27 protein-coding genes are annotated in these 22,555 nt (G+C 69.7%); 7 read left to right on the top strand and 20 right to left on the bottom strand.

What is annotated here, in order from left to right; genetic code table 11:
* Positions 1-3: 3 nt before the first annotated feature.
* The 5 genes from ABD333_RS42175 to ABD333_RS42155 are packed head-to-tail and all read right to left on the bottom strand — an operon-like array spanning position 4 to position 4,585.
* Positions 4-720: an ABC transporter permease gene (locus ABD333_RS42175; RefSeq protein ID WP_344548266.1), complete on the bottom strand. Its 717-nt coding sequence runs from the start codon at positions 718-720 to the stop codon at positions 4-6.
* Positions 717-1,628, bottom strand: a complete 912-nt coding sequence (locus ABD333_RS42170) for an ABC transporter ATP-binding protein (protein ID WP_344548265.1) — start codon at positions 1,626-1,628, stop codon at positions 717-719. The genes ABD333_RS42175 and ABD333_RS42170 overlap by 4 nt, the downstream gene beginning before the upstream one ends.
* Positions 1,625-2,581 (bottom strand): ABC transporter permease, encoded by a 957-nt coding sequence (locus tag ABD333_RS42165; protein ID WP_344548264.1) that lies wholly within the window; start codon positions 2,579-2,581, stop codon positions 1,625-1,627. The genes ABD333_RS42170 and ABD333_RS42165 overlap by 4 nt, the downstream gene beginning before the upstream one ends.
* On the bottom strand, positions 2,578-3,588 hold the full coding sequence (locus ABD333_RS42160; RefSeq protein ID WP_344548263.1) for an ABC transporter ATP-binding protein: 1,011 nt from the start codon (positions 3,586-3,588) through the stop codon (positions 2,578-2,580). The genes ABD333_RS42165 and ABD333_RS42160 overlap by 4 nt, the downstream gene beginning before the upstream one ends.
* A 40-nt stretch (positions 3,589-3,628) precedes the next feature.
* Positions 3,629-4,585, bottom strand: coding sequence for a DUF389 domain-containing protein (locus ABD333_RS42155; RefSeq protein WP_344548262.1), 957 nt, complete (start codon positions 4,583-4,585; stop codon positions 3,629-3,631).
* Positions 4,586-4,716: 131 nt separating this feature from the next.
* On the opposite strand from ABD333_RS42155, the gene ABD333_RS42150 reads away from it, so the two are divergent.
* A complete protein-coding gene (locus ABD333_RS42150) occupies positions 4,717-5,379 on the top strand; it encodes an HNH endonuclease family protein (protein ID WP_344548261.1) in 663 nt (220 codons plus the stop codon).
* 27 nt (positions 5,380-5,406) lie between these two features.
* A complete protein-coding gene (locus ABD333_RS42145; RefSeq protein ID WP_344548260.1) occupies positions 5,407-5,727 on the top strand; it encodes a hypothetical protein in 321 nt (106 codons plus the stop codon).
* Positions 5,728-6,138: 411 nt separating this feature from the next.
* Here ABD333_RS42145 and glmM read toward each other — a convergent pair whose 3' ends face one another.
* The 3 genes from glmM to rplM form a co-directional block, all read right to left on the bottom strand.
* Positions 6,139-7,479, bottom strand: coding sequence for a phosphoglucosamine mutase (gene glmM, locus ABD333_RS42140; RefSeq protein WP_344548259.1), 1,341 nt, complete (start codon positions 7,477-7,479; stop codon positions 6,139-6,141).
* A gap of 240 nt (positions 7,480-7,719) precedes the next feature.
* Positions 7,720-8,238 carry a 30S ribosomal protein S9 gene (rpsI, locus tag ABD333_RS42135; protein ID WP_344548258.1) on the bottom strand — a complete coding sequence of 173 codons (519 nt, stop codon included), beginning with the start codon at positions 8,236-8,238 and terminating at the stop codon, positions 7,720-7,722.
* Between the two features lie 123 nt (positions 8,239-8,361).
* Complete coding sequence (gene rplM / locus ABD333_RS42130; protein ID WP_344548257.1) at positions 8,362-8,805, bottom strand: 50S ribosomal protein L13; 444 nt, start codon at positions 8,803-8,805, stop codon at positions 8,362-8,364.
* Between the two features lie 314 nt (positions 8,806-9,119).
* On the opposite strand from rplM, the gene ABD333_RS42125 reads away from it, so the two are divergent.
* From ABD333_RS42125 to ABD333_RS42115, 3 genes are all read left to right on the top strand, one after another.
* Positions 9,120-9,989 (top strand): CAP domain-containing protein, encoded by an 870-nt coding sequence (locus ABD333_RS42125; RefSeq protein ID WP_344548256.1) that lies wholly within the window; start codon positions 9,120-9,122, stop codon positions 9,987-9,989.
* Between the two features lie 211 nt (positions 9,990-10,200).
* On the top strand, positions 10,201-11,031 hold the full coding sequence (locus ABD333_RS42120) for a hypothetical protein (RefSeq protein WP_344548255.1): 831 nt from the start codon (positions 10,201-10,203) through the stop codon (positions 11,029-11,031).
* A gap of 2,037 nt (positions 11,032-13,068) precedes the next feature.
* Positions 13,069-13,329: a hypothetical protein gene (locus tag ABD333_RS42115; RefSeq protein ID WP_344548253.1), complete on the top strand. Its 261-nt coding sequence runs from the start codon at positions 13,069-13,071 to the stop codon at positions 13,327-13,329.
* Here ABD333_RS42115 and truA read toward each other — a convergent pair.
* The 8 genes from truA to infA form a co-directional block, all read right to left on the bottom strand.
* The gene (truA, locus tag ABD333_RS42110) at positions 13,326-14,177 is read right to left on the bottom strand and encodes a tRNA pseudouridine(38-40) synthase TruA (protein WP_344548252.1); all 852 of its coding nucleotides are present in this window, start codon (positions 14,175-14,177) and stop codon (positions 13,326-13,328) included. The genes ABD333_RS42115 and truA overlap by 4 nt on opposite strands.
* Positions 14,178-14,393: 216 nt before the next feature.
* The gene (rplQ, locus tag ABD333_RS42105) at positions 14,394-14,867 is read right to left on the bottom strand and encodes a 50S ribosomal protein L17 (protein WP_344548251.1); all 474 of its coding nucleotides are present in this window, start codon (positions 14,865-14,867) and stop codon (positions 14,394-14,396) included.
* 167 nt (positions 14,868-15,034) lie between these two features.
* Complete coding sequence (locus ABD333_RS42100) at positions 15,035-16,048, bottom strand: DNA-directed RNA polymerase subunit alpha (protein ID WP_131741171.1); 1,014 nt, start codon at positions 16,046-16,048, stop codon at positions 15,035-15,037.
* A 116-nt stretch (positions 16,049-16,164) separates the two neighbouring features.
* Positions 16,165-16,794, bottom strand: a complete 630-nt coding sequence (rpsD, locus tag ABD333_RS42095) for a 30S ribosomal protein S4 (RefSeq protein WP_344548250.1) — start codon at positions 16,792-16,794, stop codon at positions 16,165-16,167.
* A gap of 20 nt (positions 16,795-16,814) precedes the next feature.
* Positions 16,815-17,216, bottom strand: coding sequence for a 30S ribosomal protein S11 (gene rpsK, locus ABD333_RS42090; protein WP_021596710.1), 402 nt, complete (start codon positions 17,214-17,216; stop codon positions 16,815-16,817).
* A 53-nt stretch (positions 17,217-17,269) separates the two neighbouring features.
* Entirely contained in the window at positions 17,270-17,650 is a 381-nt protein-coding gene (gene rpsM, locus ABD333_RS42085; protein ID WP_344548249.1) for a 30S ribosomal protein S13, read from the bottom strand.
* A 247-nt stretch (positions 17,651-17,897) separates the two neighbouring features.
* Positions 17,898-18,011 carry a 50S ribosomal protein L36 gene (gene rpmJ / locus ABD333_RS42080; protein ID WP_018657566.1) on the bottom strand — a complete coding sequence of 38 codons (114 nt, stop codon included), beginning with the start codon at positions 18,009-18,011 and terminating at the stop codon, positions 17,898-17,900.
* Between the two features lie 65 nt (positions 18,012-18,076).
* Positions 18,077-18,298, bottom strand: a complete 222-nt coding sequence (infA, locus tag ABD333_RS42075; RefSeq protein WP_018657567.1) for a translation initiation factor IF-1 — start codon at positions 18,296-18,298, stop codon at positions 18,077-18,079.
* 272 nt (positions 18,299-18,570) lie between these two features.
* Here infA and ABD333_RS42070 point away from each other — a divergent pair, with 272 nt between their 5' ends.
* A complete protein-coding gene (locus tag ABD333_RS42070; RefSeq protein WP_344548248.1) occupies positions 18,571-19,119 on the top strand; it encodes a hypothetical protein in 549 nt (182 codons plus the stop codon).
* Between the two features lie 27 nt (positions 19,120-19,146).
* Here ABD333_RS42070 and ABD333_RS42065 read toward each other — a convergent pair whose 3' ends face one another.
* Entirely contained in the window at positions 19,147-19,785 is a 639-nt protein-coding gene (locus ABD333_RS42065) for a class F sortase (RefSeq protein ID WP_344548247.1), read from the bottom strand.
* Positions 19,778-20,194: a hypothetical protein gene (locus tag ABD333_RS42060; RefSeq protein WP_344548246.1), complete on the bottom strand. Its 417-nt coding sequence runs from the start codon at positions 20,192-20,194 to the stop codon at positions 19,778-19,780. Before ABD333_RS42060 ends, ABD333_RS42065 begins: the two co-directional genes overlap by 8 nt.
* Before the next feature lie 203 nt (positions 20,195-20,397).
* Between ABD333_RS42060 and ABD333_RS42055 the strand changes: the two genes are divergently transcribed.
* A complete protein-coding gene (locus tag ABD333_RS42055; RefSeq protein ID WP_344548245.1) occupies positions 20,398-21,207 on the top strand; it encodes a phosphodiesterase in 810 nt (269 codons plus the stop codon).
* 45 nt (positions 21,208-21,252) lie between these two features.
* Here the strand turns inward: ABD333_RS42055 and ABD333_RS42050 are convergent, their stop codons facing one another.
* Entirely contained in the window at positions 21,253-21,693 is a 441-nt protein-coding gene (locus tag ABD333_RS42050) for a DUF1707 SHOCT-like domain-containing protein (RefSeq protein ID WP_344548244.1), read from the bottom strand.
* Positions 21,694-21,722: 29 nt separating this feature from the next.
* Complete coding sequence (gene map / locus ABD333_RS42045) at positions 21,723-22,532, bottom strand: type I methionyl aminopeptidase (protein WP_344548243.1); 810 nt, start codon at positions 22,530-22,532, stop codon at positions 21,723-21,725.
* Between the last annotated feature and the right edge of the window lie 23 nt (positions 22,533-22,555).

Below are 22,555 nucleotides of genomic sequence, written 5' to 3'. Positions count from 1 at the left end.
GGGCTATTCGGCGCTGGCCACCGAGAGGGAACGGAGGCGGACGGTCGCCAGGGCCGTGGCCGTGACGGTGATCAGGGCCAGCATGATCACGGCGACCGGGAGGTCGACGGTGGACTTGATCTGTGAGGCCTCGGTGAGCTTGTCGGCGACCGACAGGGACCACTGCTGGATGGAGGCCGACTTGGCGCCCGGGGCGAAGTTGCCGAGCAGGATCTCCCAGATGAGCACGTAGATCAGGCCGATCGTGACGGCGTTGCGGCTGATCACGCCCAGGGCGACGAAGACGGCGGCGTAGGCGATGCTGCCGAGCAGTACGCCGACGGTCAGCGCCGGGGTGACCTGGGCGGTGGTACCGCTCATGATCAAACCGGCCAGCAGGGTGGGGATCACGGCGAAGAGCACGATCAGCACGATCGCCACCATGAGCTTGGTGAAGACGATCACCTGACGCGGGATCGGCTTGGTGAGCACGTACATGATCTGGCCGTCGTCGATCTCCGGCCCGATCACGCCGGTGCCCGCGATCAGCGCCAGCAGCGGCAGCAGCGTGGACAGGCCGAACCGGTGCAGCACGTTCGCCGAGACGTCAAGGTCGGCATAGCCGGTCGCCTTCAGCCCGATCGCCAGCGCCAGCATGATGACCGGCAGCACGAACAGCAGCAGCGCCCGCTTGCGGCCCAGCATGGCCCGGAACGTGATCATCGCGATTGTGGAGTTCATCGGGCCACCAGGTAGGAGAAGACGCTTTCGAGGGACTCGTCGGAGGGCGAGACCTCCCAGAGGCGCACCTTGGCGTCGCGCGCCACCTGCGGGAGCAGCCAGGTGAAACGCTGGAAGTCGGTCGCCTCGACCTGCAGGCCCTTCTCGGTGAGCTGGACGCTGCTCGCCGAGCCGTCCGCGATGATCGCGGCGGCCAGCTTCCGGTCGTCGGTGGAGCGCACGAGGAAGATGTGCGGGCGGTCGGTCATGAGCCGCCGGATGGCCCGGAAGTCACCGGAGGCCGCGTGCCGCCCCGCCACGACGACCTCGATGTGGCTGGCCAGGCGCTCGACCTCTTCGAGGATGTGCGAGCTGAACAGGATCGTGCGGCCCTCGGCGGCCATCGCGCGGATGAGCTCCATCAGCTGGATGCGCTGCCGCGGGTCCATGCCGTTGAACGGCTCGTCGAGGAGCAGCACGGGCGGGTCGTGCACCAGCGCGGAGGCCATCTTGATGCGCTGCTTCATGCCCTTGGAGTAGTTGCCGATCGTGCGGTCCTGCGCGTACTCCATCTCGACCTGCGAGATCGCGCGCCGGGCCGCCGCTTCGGGATCGGCCAGCTTGTGCAGCTTGGCCATCGCGAGGATGAACTGCTTGCCGGTCAGGAAGTCGTAGGCCGTCTCACGTTCGGGCACCAGGCCGATGCTCCGGTAGATCTCCGGGTTGCGCCAGAGCGGAGCGCCGTCCAGCGCGACCGTCCCCGAGGACGGGGGCAGGAAGCCGCCCATCATGTGGATGAGGGTCGACTTGCCGGCGCCGTTGGGGCCGAGCAGCCCGGTGACACCGGGGCCGATGTCCATCGAGATCCCGTTGACCGCGACCACGTTCCCGTACCAGCGGGACACGTTCTCCAACCGCAGGACGCTCACGAGAGACCCGCCTTCCGGAACCGGCGGTACAGGACCGCGATCGAACCGCCCACCAGCGTCAGGCAGACCGCCAGCGCGACCAGGCCGCCCACCACTCCCGACGGAGCGGCGGGCGCGGTCAGCTGCGCGCCGAGCAGCCGCGTCTGAACGATGTCGACCAGGTTGAACGGTGTGAACAACCCCGCCCAGCCCGAGACGGTGAAGTTGTTGGCCTCCGTCTCCGCGATCCCCTGGACGATGACCACGATCGTGCTGCTGAGCATGTAGACCGCGATGACCGCCGCGACCCCGAGCCCGCGCCGGGTGGTGAACGCCGCGATGACCAGCCCGATCGCGGCCAGCACCAGTGCGAAGAGCAGGCATCCGGCCAGCCCGCCGAAGTAGTGCAGGGTGTGGTCGACGAGGCTGTCCGGCTTCTGGGCCTGCTCGGCCAGCATCTCGCCGTCCTCGCCCTCCGCCATCTCGATCACTGGCTGCATCTTGTCGGGCCTGGTGACGAGCGCGCCCACGTACAGGATCGTGACCGGCACCGACAGCATGACGAACAGGGCGGTCACGAACGCGCCGAACTTGGCCAGCACGAAGTCGAGATGACCGACCGGCCGGGAGAAGTAGAGCGGGACGGAATGGAAGCGCAGCTCGCGAGAGGCGATCACCGGCGCCTGCGTGGCCAGGAAGATGGCCACCACCACCTGCATGGTGTAGGCGTAGGCGGAGTAGCGGATGAGGGCGTCCGCTTCCTTGGTGAAGCCCAGGATCGCGACGCTGGCCGCCGCGGGCAGCAGCATGACCGCGCTGAGGAGGAACGGCATCACCTTGGCGCGGGCGGGCCTGCCAAGGCCGAACGCGGCACGCAGGTTGTGCACGTACAGCGAACGCAGCACGTACGCGCGGCCCAGACGGCGGCCCTCGTAGTGCCGGTAGCCGATGTCATGAATGGTGCTCGTCGTCATCGCCGCGCCCCCTGAGATCCCGTCGCCGACGCGTCCTGCGCCCCCGGCGCCCCTGGCGGGCCGTAGGCGGCGTGTTGTGGCTGGCCTGCGTGCGGCGGCATCTGAACGGTCTGGGGCGTGGCGAAGACCTCTTCGATGTGGTGGCGGCGCTGCTCCAGCCGGATGAGGCGGAGCCCCAGTTCGGCGGCACCGTCGCGGATCAGGTCGTACGTCGTCTCCCCGGCGATGTCGACGACCAGGAAGCGGCCCTCGGGCCTGACGGCCACGCCCTGGTCGTACAGGCGCTGTCCCAGCAGGTCACGCCCCTCGTCGACCTCGACGGTGAGCATGCCGCTGGCTGCGGTGTAGGCCTCGACGGCCTGCGAGCGCAGCAGCTTCCCGCCATCGATGATCACGACGTGGTCGCAGACCCGTTCGAGCTCGCCCAGCAGGTGCGAGGTCACCAGCACGCTGATGCCGAACTCGGCGCCGATCCGCCGGATGAGCTCCAGCATCTCGTCGCGGCCCGCCGGATCGAGGCCGTTGGTCGGCTCGTCCAGGAAGACCAGCTTGGGATCGTGCACGAGCGCCTGGGCCAGCTTGACCCGCTGCTTCATGCCCGTCGAGTAGCCCCCGATGGGACGGTAGCGCTCCTCGTACAGCCCGACGTGCCGCAACGTGTCGGCGGCGCGTTCGCGTGCGGCGGTGGCCGGGAGCCCGCACATCCGCGCCATGTGGACGACGAACTCGGTCGCCGAGACGTCCGGCGGCAGGCAGTCGTACTCCGGCATGAACCCGACCTGCTCGCGGATCTGCACGCCGTCGCGGGCGATGTCGAGCCCGAGGACCGAGGCGTGGCCCGCGGTCGGCGGCTGCAGGCCGAGCAGGATCCGGATGAGGGTCGACTTGCCGGCGCCGTTGGCACCGACCAGCCCGACGACCCCGGATTCCACGGCCACCGTGAGGTCGTCCAGGGCGGTCACCCGGGGGAACCTCATCGTCAGCCCTTGGGTGGCGATGATCGGCATGTTCCGAACCTAGTGGTTCGTGCGCCGCGGCACCTCAGCCTCAGGGTGTAGTACCTGCGGTGGTCCTCCCCCTCCTGCGGAGGACCAGCCGCCACACCGCGCGCTGCACCAGCAGCGTCAGCACCCCCGCGATGATCATGCCGAGGAGGTTGACCCCGAGTTGCAGCAGCGAACCGCGGATCTCGTTCCAGTGCCGCAGCGCCATGGCCACGGCGAGGTTGCCCGCCGCCGGCACGGTGGTGACGGAGATGAAGACCCCGACCAGGGCGGACGACTTGGCCGCGGTGAGCGACAGCACCCCGGCGGTTCCCGCCAGCAGGGCCACGATGAACGACCAGCGGTCCGGGCTGTAGATGAACGCTGTCAGCGGTCGCGGCCTGTCCAGCATGCCCGGGTGGATGACGTCGATCGCGGCGCTGACCTCGGCGCAGACGTAGGTGACGAGGATGGCGATCACGAAGCCGACCACGAGGTTGCGCGACGCCCTCCAGACCATCTCCGGCCCCCGGAAGACCAGCCCGTAACAGATCGCGGCCACCGCGGCGAACTCCGGCCCGAGCACCATCGCGCCGATCACCAGCACCGGCGAGTCGATCAGCGCGGCGATCCCGGCGAGCTGCGTGGCCAGCGCCAGGAACACGACGAAGGACCACGTCAGCTGGGACTCGTCCTGGACGTCCTGCCGCAACTGCTCCCACACCACCGCGTCGTCGCCGTACCCGGGCGCCAGCTTCTCGGCCCGGTCCGCCGAATGGGAGAGCATCAGATCGATCTGCTCGATCGTGATCGCGCCTTCCCGCTCGATGCCGAGCCTCTTCAGCGTTTCGATGACCTCGTTGGCGGCCTCGCGGGCGACGTCACCGGTGACCAGATCGCCCTCCGGCGACCGCGCGACCCCGGGGATCACCACCACGTTCGTCACGCCGGGGCTCGCGGCCAGCATGGCGCAGACCTCGTCGGTACGGTCCACCGGGACGATCGCTCTCAGGTGCAGCACGGGGAACATCGTGCCGTACCGACACGCGAAGAGGGAGGTGGCACGTCCTTGTCGGCACAAACCCGTATCCTCGGCTCCGTTTGTTTCCTACCAAGCGGGCAAATGCCACATAGGCGACGGGCGGTGGCGACATGACACGACGGTGGCTCACGGGCATCGGCGTTCTGTCGGCGTCCCTCCTCACGGGGTGCACAGGAGAGCTGAGCGTCTCCGATCCCGGCCCCACGTCCCAAGCCTCTCGCCCGCCCGAACGCAGCGTCACCCAGGCCCGCAAGGACCTCGACGGGCTCCGCGTCGCCGCTGAGTCCGGCGGGAGCGGCTACGAACGCGAACGATTCGGCGTCCGGTGGAGGGACCTCGACCGCAACGGCTGCGACCAGCGCAACGACGTGCTCGCTCGCGACCTGCGCGACGTGCGCAAACGCGGCCGCTGCATCGTGCTGGCCGGAACGCTGAACGATCCGTACAGCGGGAAACGGATCGCCTTCTCCAAGTCGGACGCCGCCGAGGTCCAGATCGACCACCTCTACCCGCTCGCGCTCGCCTGGCGGATGGGCGCGTCACGCTGGACCGAGGACCAGCGGGAGCGGTTCGCCAACGACCACGACAACCTGCTCGCGGTCTGGGGCGTGCCCAACCGCCAGAAGAGCGACTCCGGCCCCGGCGAATGGAAACCGCAGAAGTCCTTCCAGTGCGCGTACGGCGTCCGTTACGTCGCGGTCGCCAAGGAGTACGGCCTACCGGTCTCCCGCTCCGACCACCAGGCACTTGAAGGCTTCTTGGGCCGGTGCTGACCCGCGTGGGCGAATAGGCTGCGGACCATGAGCAGCAGTGACGAGAACGACAAGGCAGCGGCCGACGGTCAGGAGACCGAGCTCCAGCGGGTACGGACCGAACGCGGCGTCGGCGCCCGCGCGACCGGCGCCGAGGTCACGGGCGCCTCGGCCACCGGTCTCACGCTCCGGCTCGGCAACGCCTTCGGGTCGCTGGCCCTGGGCTCGATGGCCCTCGGAGCCCTAGCGATCGGAGCCGTAGCCATCGGCAAGCTGGTCGTGAAGAGGGCCGTCGTCGACCACCTCGAAGCAGGCACCGTAGAGATCAAGCACCTCAAGGTAGGCCGCCTAGAAATCCTCGACGACTAACGGAGACCACAGGCCCCGACACTGCCCGTCCGAGCCGTACCGCCTGCGAATCCTCGATCACCTCACCTAGCGACGCACTTCACCCCAGACACGCCGGCCCGCACGCGAGCGCGACCGGAACGGAAGCAAGCCCGAATCCGCAGACACCTGAGCCCGCGACGCACTTCACCCCCAGACGCCTCAGCCCGCACGCGAGCGCGCGACCGGGACAGAAAGCGAGCCGAAGGCGCAGACACCTGAGCCCGCGACGCACTTCACCCCCAGACACCTCGGCCCGCACGCGAGCGCGCGACCGGGTCGGGAAGCGAGCCGAAGGCGAAGCTTCCCGAGAGATCGCGAAGCGATGTCGCGCTCGCCCCCTCAGCGGTTCGGGGTCCGAGCCGCCAGGCGAGGACCCCGAGGCCGCTGAGGTCAACAAACACTTCGGACGGTTTCGGCGAGGCGTTCGGCGACGGACTGGGCCTGGTCTTCGGCGGCGGCCTCGACCATCACGCGGACCATGGACTCGGTGCCGCTCGGCCGGATCAGCACCCGGCCGGTTTCGCCGAGTTCGGCCTCGGCGGCCGCGACGGCCGCGGCCAGTTCCGGGGCGGTCTTGGCGCGGGCCTTGTCCACGTCCTTCACGTTGATCAGCACCTGCGGCAGCCGGGTCATGATCTTGGCGAGCTCGTCCAGCGCGCGGCCGCGGCGGGCCATCGTGGCCAGCAGGTGCAGGCCGGTCAGCACACCGTCGCCGGTGGTGGCGTGATCGAGCATGATCACGTGCCCGGACTGCTCGCCACCGAAGTTGAAGCCGCGGTCCTTCATCGCTTCGAGCACGTACCGGTCGCCGACCGCGGTCTCGACCACGTCGATGCCCGCCTCGCGCATCGCGATCTTGAAGCCGAGGTTGGACATCACGGTGGCGACCACGGTGTCGTTCGCCAGCCGTCCCGACTCGCGCAGCTCGGTCGCCAGGATCGCCATGATCTGATCGCCGTCGACCACGTCGCCGGTGGCCGTGACAGCCAGGCAGCGATCGGCGTCACCGTCGTTCGCGATGCCCGCGTCGGCGCCGTGCGCGCGGACGGCCTCCTGCAGCGCCGCCAGATGGGTGGAGCCGCAGTCGCTGTTGATGTTGAGCCCGTCCGGCGCCGTGCCGATCGTGATCACTTCGGCGCCGGCCCGCCGCAGCGCCTCGGGCGCGACGTCGGAGGAGGCGCCGTTGGCGCAGTCGACCACCACGCGCAGCCCGTCCAGCGACACCGGCAACGACGACAGCAGGTGCGCCACGTACTGCTCCACGGCGCCATGCGCGTCGCGCACCCGGCCGACGCCCGCGCCCGTCGGCGGGTCCCAGTCCTGGCCCAGGGCGGCTTCGACACGGTCCTCGATCTCGTCGGCCAGCTTGAAGCCGCTGCGGTCGAAGAACTTGATCCCGTTGTCCGGGGCCGGGTTGTGCGAGGCGGAGAGCATCACGCCGAGGTCGGCGTCCAGCGCGTTGGTGAGGTACGCCACGGCGGGGGTCGGCAGCACGCCCAGCGTCAGCACGTCCACGCCCGCACTCGCCAGCCCCGCCACCACCGCCGCCTCCAGGAACTCGCCGGAGGCACGCGGGTCGCGGCCGACCACCGCCACCGGCCGGTGGCCCTTGAACGCCCCCTGTTCCCCCAGGACGCGCGCCGCCGCGATGGACAGATCCATCGCGAGCCGGGCGGTCAGGTCACGGTTGGCGAGCCCGCGTACACCATCGGTTCCGAAGAGACGACCCACAGTTCAACTCCCAGAAAGGAAAAAGACCCCGCGGACGAGGCGAGGATTGCTCGGCTCCTGCCCGCGCGGTCAAATCTAGTAGGGAAAGTCCAGGAAAAGGGTCCCCGCGCGCCGCCGCCTGGCAAGGCGGAATGGGAAGACCCGCGGGGGACCCCAGAAAACACGAACGAGCCGCCGCGCCCGGTTCGATCGGCCATAGGGGATCGACGGGTGCGACGGCTCGTTTCGGCTGAAGTCAGATCAGCGCTTGCTGTACTGCGGCGCCTTGCGGGCCTTCTTGAGACCGGCCTTCTTCCGCTCCGGAACGCGCGCGTCACGGGTGAGGAAGCCGGCCTTCTTCAGCGCCGGGCGGTGCTCGATGTTGGCGAACTGCAGCGCCCGGGAGATGCCGAGGCGCAGCGCACCGGCCTGGCCGGTGGTGCCACCGCCGCCGACGCGGACGATGACGTCGAACTGGCCCTCCAGACCCAGCAGCACGAACGGCTCGTTCACGGTCTGCTGCTGGACCTTGTTGGGGAAGTACTGCTCAAGGGTGCGGCCGTTGATGGTCCACTTGCCGGTGCCCGGGACGATCCGGACGCGGGCGATGGCCTGCTTGCGGCGGCCGGTGCCGGCGGCCGGGCCGGTCGCGACCGGCTGAGCCAGGAACGAGGCGTCGGACGCCTCGGGGCTCTCGGTGGTGTACTCGGACGGCGCGTCCTCGTACGAGTCGATCTCGACGCCCTCGGCGGGCGTCTCGGTGCCGGTGGACTCGTCCACGGTTCTCCTCTTGGGTGTTCTAGCCAGGACGGCTGGCCCGGTCGGTCCTCGGGTGCCCCGGCGGCCGCGCGATGGTGATACGACCGACCCGCTCTCCGGCGCGATGCCGGATCTGCGGTGTGACTACTGCTTGATCTGGGTGATCTCGAACGGAACCGGCTTCTGTGCCTGGTGCGGGTGCTCCGGGCCAGCGTAGACCTTCACCTTGCCGAACATCTGCCGGCCGAGGGTGGTCTTGGGCAGCATGCCCTTGATCGCCTTCTCCACCGCCCGCCGCGGGTTCTTGGCCATCAGGTCGGCGTAGGCCACCGACCGCAGGCCGCCCGGGTAACCGGAGTGGCGGTAGGCGCGCTTCTGCTCCAGCTTGTTGCCGGACAGTGCCACCTTGTCGGCGTTGACGATGATCACAAAGTCACCGGTGTCGAGATGGGGCGCGTAGATCGGCTTGTGCTTACCCCGAAGCAGCTGCGCGACCTGACTGGCGAGCCGACCCAGCACGACATCGGTCGCGTCGATGACGTACCACTGACGCTGGACGTCAGTGGGCTTAGGGGTGTACGTGCGCACGGTCGTAGGCCTTCGTTTCTTGTCGACTTCTCAGCGGAATCCTGCTCGCGCCGATCAGAGAGTGGTCCGACCTGGCGCTCCGGGAGGCCGGGGCCCGCATCGCGCTTGACACGCAGGGCACACCGACACATACAACGAACTGGCAGGATACCCAGCCCCGCGGGCATGGGTCAAAGCGGATCGTTGTGACAGTCTCCCAGCCACTCTCCAGTATGCCCCATGAACCCAGATGCCCGGGACCGGTCCGCCCCACTCAGGGAAAGGGAACGTCCGTTAGGGGCGATCTTCTGATTTACGGGCCTTATAAGGATAAGGTGCGGCCGACCGGATCCGCCGCCGGTGAGTCGCCGGCCAGCCTCCCGGGAGCCCCGCTGCCATCCCCCCGCCGCCCATCAGGCCCCGCCGACCGTCCCGGCCGCGGAGGCCGCCGCCGCGCCTCTCGCGGCCGGACCCGCGGCAAGACCGTGTTCACCGTCACACTCACCGCGGCGGGTGCCGTCCTCGCGATCAGCACGGGTGTGGCCCTTGACCGCCTCGTTCTGCCCGAGCTGCGTTCGGAATCGGCGGCCGCGTCCGGCCCGGCCGGAACCGCGGCCCGGCCCGCCGCCTCCGGCACAGGCGGCGCCGCCAAGCCCACCGAGAAGGGCACGGGAACGCCCCGGACGAACGGCGGCGCGCCCGCCCCGAGCCCCAACGAGAGCACACCGCCCCTCAAGCCCCTGCGAGGCCCCACCCAGGCGCCCAAGGAGAGCACGACCCCATCGCCGTCCCGTCCTCCGCAGGGCGACAACCCTCCGCCCTCCTCCGGCGGGCCGGAGGCCGCGGTCGTGACCCTCACCAACAAGGAGCGGGCCAAGGCCGGCTGCGGCGCGCTGCGTACCGACCGGCGTCTGGTGACCGCCGCCCGGCGGCACTCGGCGGACATGGCCGCCCGCAACTATTTCGACCACACCTCCCGCAACGGCGACAGCCCCTGGAAGCGCATGGAGGACGCCGGTTATCCCAGCCCCGGCGCGGAGAACATCGCCAAGGGCTACGCGACCGCCGCCGCGGTCGTTGAGGGCTGGATGAAGAGTCCCGGCCACCGCGCCAACATCCTCAACTGCAAGCTCCGGGCGATCGGCGTCGGCATGGCCGCCGGCTCCGGCGGCCCCCTGTGGACACAGGATTTCGGCTGGCAGTGACCCCTCCCGGCCGACCTTGCCCAAACCGCCGACGCCCGGTTCGCCCCCATGTCATGGTGGGTGTTCCGAACGTCCAGAGCTCCGGAGAAGGAACGGTAAGGTCCAAGCCATGGGTTATCCGGGCGATCAAGGCAAACCCGACGGCTGGCCTCCCGCGCAGCCGTCGCAAGCCCCGTACGGCTCTGGACCTGAACGACCGTACGGCCAAGACATGGACGAGTCCCCCTTCGCTCCGCGCGGCGACGCGTACGGCCCCTGGGAAGAAGATCCAAGACCCGCCGAGGCCAGCGGTCCCGTACCACCCGAGCGCAGGTACAACCTCCCGTTGATCATCGGCGGCGCGATCGTGGCCGGACTGGTCCTGGTCGGCGGCGGCTTCGGGGTCTCGGCGATGCTCAAGGACGACGAACCGACGAAGCCCGCGGCCGCGGACAAGAGCGCGCCGCCCGCCACGGCGCCCCGCCAGCAGCCCTCCAAGCCCCCGCTGACGCCGGTCAAGCTCAAAAGCCGCGTCACCGACCCCCGGCCGCTGACCCTGAACGAGGCGTTCGGCAAACGCTCCTTCACCTCCACCACCGGCAAGGTCGCGCGCACCGCCTGGAAGGCGCAACGCGGCTGCGCTGGCATCGTGAACGGCGTCGCGCTCGGCAAGGCCCTCAAGAAGGGCGGCTGCTCCCAGGCCCTGCGCGCCACGTTCGCCCGTGGCGACGGCAAGCTCATCGGCACCGTCGGCGTGCTGAACCTCAAGACCGAGGCCGCCGCCAGGGCGGCCGAACGCGCCGCCGCCGCCAAGGACGCCTACCTGCAGCCGCTGGCCGGCACCGGCGTCACCAAGAAGATCGGCAAGGGCGAGGCCCTCGGCACCGCCGAGGTACGCGGCCACTACCTGGTCATGACCTGGGTGCAGCGCCCGGACGGCAAGAAGATCGCCGCCAAGTACCACAGGCTCGTCTCGACCTTCGGCCAGGAACTCATCAGGGGAAGCAACCTGAAGTTCGCCCTGACATACCGGGAAACCGAAGGCAAACCCTTCCGAAACTGATCGGCGCTAATACCCTCTTTGCCTATGTCTGGACCTGAAGAGCCCGCAGAGGAGCCGGCGACACCTGCCGTTCCCGACTCCCCCGCACCCCCGAGCTTCGGCCAGGCCGAGCCTCCGATCGGATTCTCCCCGTTCGGCCTGGAAAAGCCGTGGTGGGCCGCCGAATCCGAGGACACCGACTCGATCAACGTCGCCCGCGTCGAAGAGCCGGAAACCGAACCCCCCGCCCCCTTCGACACGCTGGTAGCCGGAGTAGGCGTCCCAAGCGTCGACACTCGCCGCGCAGTCCCAGCCGAGCCCATCCTCCCCCGCCCCAGCCAGACATTCCCCGACACAGACCCCGACGGCATCCCCATCCTCGGCCAAAACACAACCGAAGCCCCCAACGCCGAACAAGCGCCCAGCACAGACCACACACCCGAAACGCCTAGCGCAAGCCAACCGGCCAGCGCAGACCAGGCGGCCAGCACACTCGGAACGGCCAGTGCAGGGCAGACGGCCAGCACGAGCCAGGCAGGCAGCGCAGGGCAAACGGCCAGCGCAGGCCCAGCGGGTGGCGCGAGCCAAACAGACCGCGCAGAGCAGGCGAGTGACGCGGGCAGCACAACCCAAGCGGTTGGCGTCAACCAACCGGACCGCACAACCGGAAAGGCCAGCGCGAGGCAAGCGGGCGGTGCGAGCCAAGCGCGTGGCGCGGGTCAAGCGGGCAGCACGGCCCAAGCTGCCAGCGCAAACCAGCCGGACAGCACACCCGGAACGGCCAGCGCGGGGCAGACGGCCAGCACGAGCCAGACGGGTAGTGCAGGGCAGACAGGCAGCGCGGGCCAAGCGGGTGGCGCGAGCCAGGCGGGCCGCGCAGGGCAACCGGGCGGCGCGGGCCAAACAGGCAGCGCAAACCAGGCGGATGGCGCAAACCAAACGAGCAGCGCGAGCCAAACGGACAGCGCAGAGCGACCGGCCAGCGTGAGCCAGGCGGCCAGCGCAGGGCAGGCCGGCCACGCAGGGCAGGCGGGCAGGGCGGACCAAGCGGTCGGCGCGAGCCAAACGGATGGCGCAGGGCCGACAGGCAGCGCGGGCCAAGCGGGTGGCGCGAGCCAGGCGGGCCGCGCAGGGCAACCGGGCGGCGCGAGCCAAACAGGCAGCGCAGAGCAGGCGGGTGGCGCAAACCAAACGGCCAGCGCAGACCAGACGGCCAGCGCGACCCAAGCGGGTGGCGCGAACCAAACGAGCAGCGCAGACCAGACGGCCAGCGCGGGCCAAGCGGGTGGCGCGAACCAAACGAGCAGCGCAGGCCAGCCGGATAACGCAGGGCAGACGGGCGGCGCGAACCCAACAGGCAGCGCAAAGCAAGCGGATGGTGCGGGCCAAGCGGGCGGCGCGAACCCAACAGGCCGCGCAGAGCAGGCGGGTGGCGCGGGTCAGGCTGCCAGCGCTAGTCAGGCGGACAGCACAGCCGGAACGGCCAGCACGGGGTTCGCGGGTGGGGATGGGTTTGTGGGGGGGCCGGTTCTGGTTCCGGATGCGATCTTGCGGCCGCCTGGGGGGACTCAGGGTGTGGAGGGGCCGACGATCATTACGCCGGTCTCTCATGCTGAGGGTGGTCTCTCGGTCGAGCAGACCTCTCCGCTTTCGGGCGGGGGCGGTGGTCGGAAGCCGTTGTTGATCGTGGGGGCCATCGCTGGGGCTCTGGTCGTCACGGCTGCGGCGTTCGCTTTTGTCGGCGACGGCGGGGGTGAGAGCGCGGCGGTGCCTAGTGCGAGTCCGGTGCCCGTCAAGCCGACCGTGCCGCCTGTGGATATTTCCAGTGAGAAGACGGATCGTCGGCCGTTGGCGTTGGCTGAGGCCTATCCCTCGGGGGCTCTTGATCTGGGTGGGCGCTCGTACGTGCGGGACAAGTCGTCGGTGAACCACCGGTGTTCGCTCGCTGCGCGTGGGGCCATGGCGCGGGCACTGATGAGGCAGGGATGTCGCAGTGTGGTGCGCGTCACTTATCTTGCCAGGGGTAAAGCGCTTGCCGTTACCACCGGGATCGCGGCGATGCCGACCAAGGACGCGGCGCTCAGGGTCAGCAAGGCCGGGTCACCGAGCCGGTACGAGTGGTTCCGCGGCATGGCCGGGCGGCGGTCGCAGAGCATCGACCAGGCGGGCGGCTACGCGTTGAGCACGGTGCGGGGGCGCTACATCATCTACGCGTACGCGCAGTACGCCGACGGCAAGCGGCCCGATCGGGCGCTCAAGACGGCCGCGCAGCAGTTCGTCGACTACAGCGTCCGGCCGATCGACGCCCGCGCCACCTAGGAGGCGCAGCTCGACGGGTCGGCGGTGGCGTTGAGGGTGCGGACCCGGCGGGTCTCCTGGGCGCGCTGGGCCAGGCCCTCGTCGTCCGGGTAGCTGATCTCTTCGAGGGACAGCCCGTGCGCGGGCGCCACGTTCACCGCCGAGTCGCGGACGCGGGCGGCCAGCACCTCGGACGGCCACTCGATCTCGCGGCGGCCGTCGCCCACCATCAGCAGCGCCCCGACCAGCGCGCGGACCATCGAGTGGCAGAACGCGTCGGCCTGTACGGTCGCCGCCGCGATGTGCCTGCTCTCGCGTTCCCACTCGTACTTCAGCAGGCGCCGGATGGTGGTCGCGCCCTCCCGCTTGCGGCAGTACGCGGCGAAGTCGTGCTCGCCCAGGAGCAACGCGGTCGCCTCGTTCATCCGGTCCAGGTTGAGCGGACGCGGATGCCAGAGCACGTCGTGGCGGCGCAGCGGCTCGACGCCCACCGGATCGTCGCAGACGCGGTAGACGTACCGGCGTGACAGGGCGGAGAAGCGCGCGTCGAAGCCGTCGGGCGCGACCGTCACCCGACGGACCCGCACGTCCTGGGGCAACAGTCCGGCGAGCCGGCGCGGCAGGGTGCCGTTGATCATGGAGTACGCGGCGACGGGCACGACCAGGTGTGCCACCTGCCCGCTCGCGTGCACGCCCGCGTCCGTACGGCCCGCGACGGTGAGGACCGGCGGCGGGTCGAGGCGCAGCAGCCGGGCCAGCGCGTCCTCGATCACGCCCTGGACGGTGCGCTGCCCGGGCTGGCGGGCCCAGCCCGCGAAATCCGACCCGTCGTAGCTGATGTCGAGCCGGAGTCGTACCAATGCGGTCATGTCAGCCTGGGATTCCTTCTCCAACGCCGCTGCCTCTGTGCCTGCGGAGCGCTCGGACGAGCACCCGGGACATGTTGCTCCACGAACCGTCGCCCCCATGGCCTGACCATGGGATCAGTCTGGCAAAGATCAGGCCCGCCGTCTCGTACCGGACGGCGGGCCTGTCGATGTCGCGCCTTGCCTACCCCCTGCGGAGGCGGGGAGAAGGGCTGCGGACTACTCGGACTTCTCGGCCTCGGGGGCCTCGTCGACCGTGTCCTCGGCGGGAGCCTCGGCCTTGGTGGTGTCCACCTTCGGCTCGGCCGGCGTGGCGGAGGCCGTGGAGGCGGTCAGCTGCTCCTGCACCAGCTCGATGACGGCCATGGGGGCGTTGTCGCCCTTGCGCGGTCCGAGCTTGGTGATGCGGGTGTAGCCACCGGGACGGTTCTCGAACTTCGGCGCGATCTCGGTGAAGAGCTCGTGCAGAACGTTCTTGTCGCGGATCGTCCGGGCCACCAGGCGACGGTTGTGCAGGTCGCCCTTCTTGGCCTTGGTGATCAGCTTCTCCGCCAGCGGACGGACCCGCCGGGCCTTGGCCTCGGTCGTGGTGATGCGACCGTGCTCGAACAGCGCCGTGGCCAGGTTGGCCAGGATCAGCTTCTGGTGCGCGGCGCTGCCGCCGAGGCGGGCACCCTTGGTGGGCTGAGGCATGTCGTTTCCTTCCTGCACCGGCCGTACGAGGTACCGGTGTCAGCTCATGTCCGCACCGGCGGTCACCGGTGTCGGCTCTTTCCGCGCCGGCCGTACGAGGTACCGGCGGCGGCCATGCCCGTCGCGGCCGGAGCGCAGGCCCCGGCCACAACGGACCTTGGCGTGTGTCAGTACTGCTCGGTCTCGGCGTAGCTCTGGTCGTCGTCGCCGTAGTTGTCGGCCGCCGCGCTCGGGTCGAACCCGGGCGGGGAGTCCTTCAGCGACAGCCCCATGTCGTTGAGCTTCTGCTTGACCTCTTCGATCGACTTGGCGCCGAAATTCCTTATATCCAAGAGGTCCTGCTCGCTGCGGGCGACCAGCTCGCCCACAGAGTGGATGCCCTCGCGCTTGAGGCAGTTGTACGACCGCACCGTGAGGTTGAGCTCCTCGATCGGCAGGGCCAGGTCCGCGGCGAGCGCGGCGTCCGTGGGGGACGGGCCCATGTCGATGCCCTCGGCCTCGACGTTGAGCTCCCGGGCCAGGCCGAACAGCTCGACCAGGGTCTTGCCGGCGGAGGCCACCGCGTCACGCGGGAGCATCGCCTGCTTGGTCTCGACGTCCAGGATCAGACGGTCGAAGTCGGTGCGCTGCTCGACTCGGGTCGCCTCGACCTTGTAGGTGACCTTGAGCACGGGCGAGTAGATGGAGTCGATCGGAATCCGGCCGATCTCCTGGCCCGGCTGCTTGTTCTGGGCCGCCGAGACGTAGCCGCGGCCGCGCTCGACCGTCAGCTCCATCTCCAGCTTGGCCTTGTTGTTGAGCGTGGCGATGTGGAGGTCGGGGTTGTGGACCTCGACGCCCGCCGGCGGCGCGATGTCGGCCGCGGTCACCTCGCCCGGGCCCTGCTTGCGCAGGTACATCACCACGGGCTCGTCGTGCTCGGAGGAGACGACCAGTTCCTTGAGGTTGAGGATGATGTCCGTGACATCCTCCTTGACCCCGGGAACGGTCGAGAACTCGTGCAGTACGCCCTCGATCCGGATGCTGGTGACGGCCGCACCGGGGATCGAGGAGAGCAGGGTACGACGCAGCGAGTTGCCGATCGTGTAGCCGAAGCCCGGCTCCAGCGGCTCGATGGTGAACCGCGACCGGTACTCGTCGACCTGCTCTTCGGTGAGAGTCGGACGCTGAGCGATGAGCATGGTTGAACCTTCTTTCCGCGGTGCCCGCTATATGACGACCGCAGTGACTATCTTCCGCCCCGTCGCCGTGATCACACCCGGTTTCCCAAGGTGATCACGGCGACGGAAAAGAGCTCCTACTTGGAGTAGAGCTCGACGATCAGCTGCTCCTGGACCGGCGCGTCGATCTGCTGCCGGACCGGGAGGGAGTGCACGAGGATGCGCATGGCGCCCTCGGTGATGATCCCGAGCCACGGCGGGACCGGCACCTCGCCGGCCTCCGCACGGGCGACCACGAACGGGGTCATCTCGAGCGACTTCTGCCGGACCTCGACGATGTCCGCCTCGCTGACCAGGAAGGACGGGATGTCGACCTTCTTGCCGTTGACCTTGAAGTGGCCGTGGCGGATCAGCTGGCGGGCCGCGTCGCGGGACTTGGCGAAGCCGGCGCGGTAGACGACGTTGTCGAGACGGCGCTCGAGCAGGGTGAGGAGGTTCTCACCCGTCTTGCCGCCCTGGCGGTTGGCCTCGACGTAGTAGTTGCTGAACTGGCGCTCGAGCACGCCGTAGATGCGCTTGGCCTTCTGCTTCTCGCGCAGCTGGAGCAGGTACTCGGTCTCCTTGGGACGACCGCGGCCGTGCTCACCCGGCGGGTAGGGCCGGATCTCGATCGGGCACTTGGGGCCCATGCACTTGCTGCCCTTGAGGAACAGCTTCATCTTTTCCCGACGGCACAGCTTGCAGTCGGCACCCGTGTAACGAGCCATTGTTCTGTTTCTCCCCTGCCTCAGACCCGGCGACGCTTCGGCGGGCGGCAGCCGTTGTGCGGAACCGGCGTGACGTCCTGGATCGAGCCCACCTCGAGGCCGGTCGCCTGCAGCGACCGGATGGCGGTCTCGCGGCCCGAGCCCGGGCCCTTCACGAAGACGTCGACCTTCCGCATGCCGTGCTCCATGGCGCGGCGGGCGGCGGCCTCGGCGGCCTGCTGGGCGGCGAACGGGGTGGACTTGCGCGAGCCCTTGAAGCCCACGTGGCCGGAGGAGGCCCAGGAGATCACGTTCCCGTTGGGGTCGGTGATCGAGACGATCGTGTTGTTGAACGTGCTCTTGATGTGGGCGTGCCCGTGAGCGACGTTCTTCTTTTCCTTGCGGCGCACCTTTTTGGCGCCGACACGGCTCTTAGGAGGCATGTGCTCTCTCTACTCTGAGGTCATCGATCCGATCGGACCGAGGTCCGGGCGGACTACTTCTTGCCGGCCTTCTTCTTGCCGGCCACGGTCTTCTTCTTGCCCTTGCGGGTACGTGCGTTGGTCTGCGTGCGCTGACCGTGCACGGGGAGACCGCGGCGGTGCCGGATCCCCTGGTAGCTACCGATCTCGATCTTGCGGCGGATGTCCGCCTGGATCTCACGGCGAAGGTCACCCTCGACCTTGTAGTTCGTTTCGATCCAGTCACGGAGCCTGACCAGCTCGTCGTCGCCGAGCTGGTGCACCCGCAGGTCCGGGTTGACGCCGGTGTTCTTCAGGGTCTCCTGGGCGCGGGTACGACCGACACCGAAGACGTAGGTGAGAGCGATCTCGATGCGCTTGTCACGCGGGAGATCGACGCCGAGGAGGCGTGCCATCGTGGGCAGTTCCCTTCATTCGCGGAGGTATTGGCGCGTCGCGATCCGCTCACACCCTGCCCGGGTGGCGGCCTCGGCCTCCGTCCGAGGGTCTGGCCTTCACACGACCGTGCCGTACGACCTGATCTTGATGAGGCTTTCGCCTCCGAACGAGATCAGATGCGTACGGCGCCGAAGTACGAAGCTTGCGATGCGCTGGATTCATTTGTGCGTCAGGCCGTCAGGCCATGGCCGTCGGCCCTGGTCGTCAGCCCTGGCGCTGCTTGTGCCGCGGGTCGGAGCAGATGACCATGACGCGGCCGTGCCGGCGGATGACGCGGCACTTCTGGCAGATCTTCTTGACGCTCGGCTTGACCTTCACTGGGTCTCCTAGGGATCAGGGTCACCCCCGCGCCGCCACGCACGGGGAAGGCAACCCCAGTGGGATTACTTGTAGCGGTAGACGATCCGACCACGCGTGAGGTCGTAGGGGCTCAGCTCCACGACGACGCGGTCGTCCGGCAGGATCCGGATGTAGTGCATCCGCATCTTGCCGCTGATGTGGGCGAGCACCTTGTGCCCGTTGTCGAGCTCCACCCGGAACATGGCGTTCGGGAGGGACTCGATGACGGTGCCCTCGATCTCGATGGCGCCTTCCTTCTTGGGCATGTCCTCCGCGCTTCACTGATCGGCTCATTGGACTCGGTCCGCGCACACCGGAGGGGATTCCCAAAGGTGAACCGGCCGCACCCATGCGGCACCGGAAGGTGCGAACTGGGGTTCGGGCGGCCGACAACGGACCGACATAGGAGTCTACGTCACCCGGCCACCGAATGTGAAATTAGCGCACGATCCGGCACCGGAGACCACTCCCGACCCAAGCATACAGCGCTCACGCGTTGTACCTTTCCAGGAGAGATACATCAGGGAGGAGGACCAGCATGCCGAGCTATGACTTCGCGCTGGTCCTCAGCCGCCCGCTGTACGAGGAGGAGCTCGATCCTCTGTTCGACCGCACCCACGGCCAGGTGACCGTCTCGATCATCAGCGAGCCGCATCACGCCGACCGTCCGGGCAACGCGACCTGCACCTGGCAGGGTCCCACGCTCGCCACCGCGATCATGGATGTGATCGCGCATGTGGAGGCGAGCGCCCCCGGCCTCCAGGTCGAACGGGTCGAGGCCGACCCCCTCCTCACCATCCGCGACATCGCCGAGCGCGTCGGCCGTACGGCCGACTCGGTGCGGCTGGCCATCACCGGGGCGCGCGGCGCGGGCGGGTTCCCCGCCTCGGAGCTGTCCAGCGCCGGGCACCGCCTCTGGCGCTGGTCCAAGGTCGCCGCCTGGTACGACCTGGACGATCCGCAGCTCCGCGAGGCCTGGCCCACGGCGCGCGCGATCAACGGCTGGCTGGCCCTGCGCGACGTGGTGCCCGACGTCGCCCCGGCCCCTGAGGCGATCACGAACGCCCTCTCGGCCGTCGTCGCCTGACCCACCCGTCGCGGGACCGTCCGAGGCTCATGTCCTGAGCAGGTCTGAGACCCGGTAGGCGGCGGCGAACGAGCCGTGGACGACGAGATGGTCCGGGTGAGCACATCGGGCGTCGTCGATCCGGCCCGCGCAGGCGATCAGGCAGAGCTCCGGGACGGCGCCGCCGTCGGCGCACCCGGCCGGGACGTCGTGCTCGAAGGCCCGCCCGGTCACGGTGACCCGGAACACCGCCACGGTCTCGTTCGCCCGGACGACCCCGACGATGTCGCCCCGGGTGAGTTCGCCGAGGCGGGCGAAGACCGCCGATCCCGTCTCCGCGCGGGCCAGCCCGGCGATCACCGCCGCTCCCGGCTCTCCGGGGCTCGCGCCGCGTTCGCGCCAGCGGGCCAGGTTCGGCTCGTCGAGCGCCGGGGCCTCGATCCGGCCACTCGGCCCCGTTCCGGCGGCGGCCAGCGGCGCGTTCATCCCGATCTTGGGAATCGCGAGGGAGACGGGCTGGAACCGGCCCAGCGGCCCCTGCAGAGGGGTCGGACGCCCGGCGGCGGCAAGCGCGGCTCCCGCGCCGTACCGGGCCGTACGGCCGTTCGGCAGAGCACAGCGACCACGGATGCGGCCGAAGCCGCGGTCATGGCCGTAAGGCTCGTGGCGATGGCAGCGATCAGACATCGGACCCCGTCCGGCGTCGGCGGGCCCGCCACGCGGTGGTTCCGAGACCGGCGACGAGCACCGTCCCGGCGCCGGCGAGGATCATGGCCCCCCAGCCCTCCTGAGGCGCCGTCGAGCGCGCCGGCGAGTGGCCCGTCGAGTGGCCCGCCGATCCACCCGCGCACATCAGCTCCACGGAGCGCGCCCCCGCCCCGCCGAACGGCTTCTGAGCGCCGTGCGCATGAGGGTTCGTGGTCATGATCGTGATCGCCGCGAGATGTCCGCAGGTTCCCGATGCGGCGGCCAGGACCGGCTTCCCCGGCCCGGCCCGGGCGGACGTGACCGCGTTGCCCTCACCGGCGTGCGCCGCGGCCATCAAGGCGGTACCGATCACGGCGGCGGCACAGGCTGTCGATAGTCTGCGGATCATCGGTTCCCCCGGGTCGGCTCCACCGGCGTACGGAGCACGTTGATCTTCTTGTCCCCGCGCCGGGTCGACACCGCGGTCAATCGGCCGCAAAGATCGTTCCAGCACTCCGTCCGGTCTTCCGGGCTCGCGACGCGCCCGGCCGGCCCGGCCGCCCTGTGCGCCGCCCGAGGGTCCGTGATGTGCTTACCAAGGGGGAGGGATCAATGGCGATCATTGCGCAGCTCAGCGACATCCACCTCGCCGCCGGCAAGGACGGTGCGGTGGACGACGACTCCGGCCCCGTACGAGCCCTGCGGGCGGCCGTGTCGAGCCTCCTCGCGCTGCCCGCGCGGCCCGACGCCGTCGTGCTCACCGGCGACCTCGCCGACGGCGGGCGGCCCGCCGAGTACGCCCGGCTGCACGCGCTGCTGTCACCGCTGCCGATGGCGGTCTATCCGCTGCCCGGCAACCACGACGACCGTGACGCGCTGCGCGCCGCGTTCAAGGACCACCCGGCGGTGGCCGGATCGGGCCACGACGGCTCGCCGGTGCAGTACGCGGTGGACGTGAACGGTGCCCGTCTCGTCTGCTGCGACACCACCGTCCCCGGCCGGCCGCACGGCGAGATGGACGACGAACGCCTGGCCTGGCTGGACGAGACGCTCGCCGCCGCGCCGCAGACCCCGACGGTCGTGGCGACCCACCACCCGCCGTATCCCCTCGGAATCCGCTTCATCGACGACATGCGCTTCGCCGACACCGCCGGCTTCGCCAAGGTCGTCGCACGCCATCCGCAGGTGGCACGGGTGATCAGCGGTCACGTGCACCGCGGCTCGGTGGGATCGCTCGGCACGACGGTGTGCACGACCTGCCCCAGCACCTACCGCCAGCTCTACCTGGACCTCACCCGTCCCGGCAGGGCGGCGGTGACCGGAGAGCCCGCCGGCTTCGCCGTCCACCTCGTCACCGCGGGGACCGCGACCACGCACTTCGTCCCGACGGGCAACTACCGCCCCCTCATGGAGGTCGAGTAGACCCGGACAACCGAGACGAGCCCCGGCGAAGACGAGCGCCGGGGCTCAGTCGTTGCGGCGCGGGCCGAAGATCGTACGCACGAGCAGGACGGCGCCCCAGGGCCCCGCGACCCACACGAACCACGGGTAGGCCGCGCCGGTGGTCAGGGCGACGATCAGCCAGACGGTGAACGTGATCGCGCTGACCGTGGCCCAGCCCGCCCACATGGCCGCGGGGCCGGTCAGGGAGAGGTCGCCCGAGCTCCGCTTGGCGGGCAGGTTGGTCGTCGAACGCTGCGAGGCGGGGACCGGGAGCGCGTAAAGATCTTCCTCGGGCAGGTCCGAGGTGACCTCCAGCAGCTCACCGAGGGTCTTGGCCTGGTAGGTGGCCTCAAGCCGCTCGTGCAGCTCGTCCATGGTGATGCGGCCCTCGGCGCAGTGCTCGCGCAACGCCGTGGCCACGCGATCCCGGTCGGCGTCCGAGGCGCGCATCTCAGGATTGGTCATGCCTGCCTCTCCGGGGATCGGGAGGGGTGCTATCCCCCAAGCTTGGCGAACCACTCCCGGCCCTCGTCAAGGGCCGTCAGCACACGGGGGCCGTCCGCCGTCACGGCGAACGTGTGCTCGAAGTGCGCGGAGAACGCGCCGTCCGTGGTGATCACGGTCCAGCCGTCCTCCAGCTCGACCGTCTCCTTGGTGCCGAGGTTGACCATCGGCTCGACCGCGAAGCACATCCCGGTCTCCAGCACGGGCCCGTAGCCGGGGGCGCCGTGGTTGGGGATCAGCGGGTCCATGTGCATCTCGGTCCCGATGCCGTGGCCCCCGTAGCCCTCAACGATGCCGTAAGCGCCCTGAGAGCGGATGTAAGACTCGATCGCGTGCGACATGTCCGTGAGCCTGGCCCCGTCCACTCCGGCCTTCAGACCGTGCCACAGGGACGTCTCGGTGACCTCCAGCAGCTTGGCGAGCTCCGGGCCGACCTCGCCCACCGGAACGGTGATCGCCGAGTCGCCGTGCCAGCCCTCCACGATCGCGCCGCAGTCGATCGAGATGATGTCGCCGTCCTTGAGCACCTTCGTGTCGCGCGGGATGCCGTGGACGATCTCCTCGTTCACCGAGGCGCAGATCGTGCCGGGAAAGCCGTGGTAGCCCTTGAACGAGGGGATTCCGCCGTGATCGCGGATGTTCTGCTCGGCGATGGTGTCCAGGTCGAGCGTCGTGACGCCCGGCTTGACCGCCTCGCGCAGCAGCCGCAGCGTCTCGCCGACCAGCAGGCCCGCCTTGCGCATCAGCTCGATCTGCTCGGCGGTCTTCATCTGGATCACGGGCTTGCGCCGTCTGAACATGTCTCCCCCTGGGTCTCGGTCTG

Origin of the sequence: Actinomadura fulvescens, assembly GCF_039533225.1 — a bacterium.
Taxonomy (GTDB): Bacteria; Actinomycetota; Actinomycetes; order Streptosporangiales; family Streptosporangiaceae; genus Spirillospora; species Spirillospora fulvescens.
The sequence above is the reverse complement of the archived record's forward strand: the minus strand, read 5'-3'. Positions and strand labels throughout refer to the sequence as shown.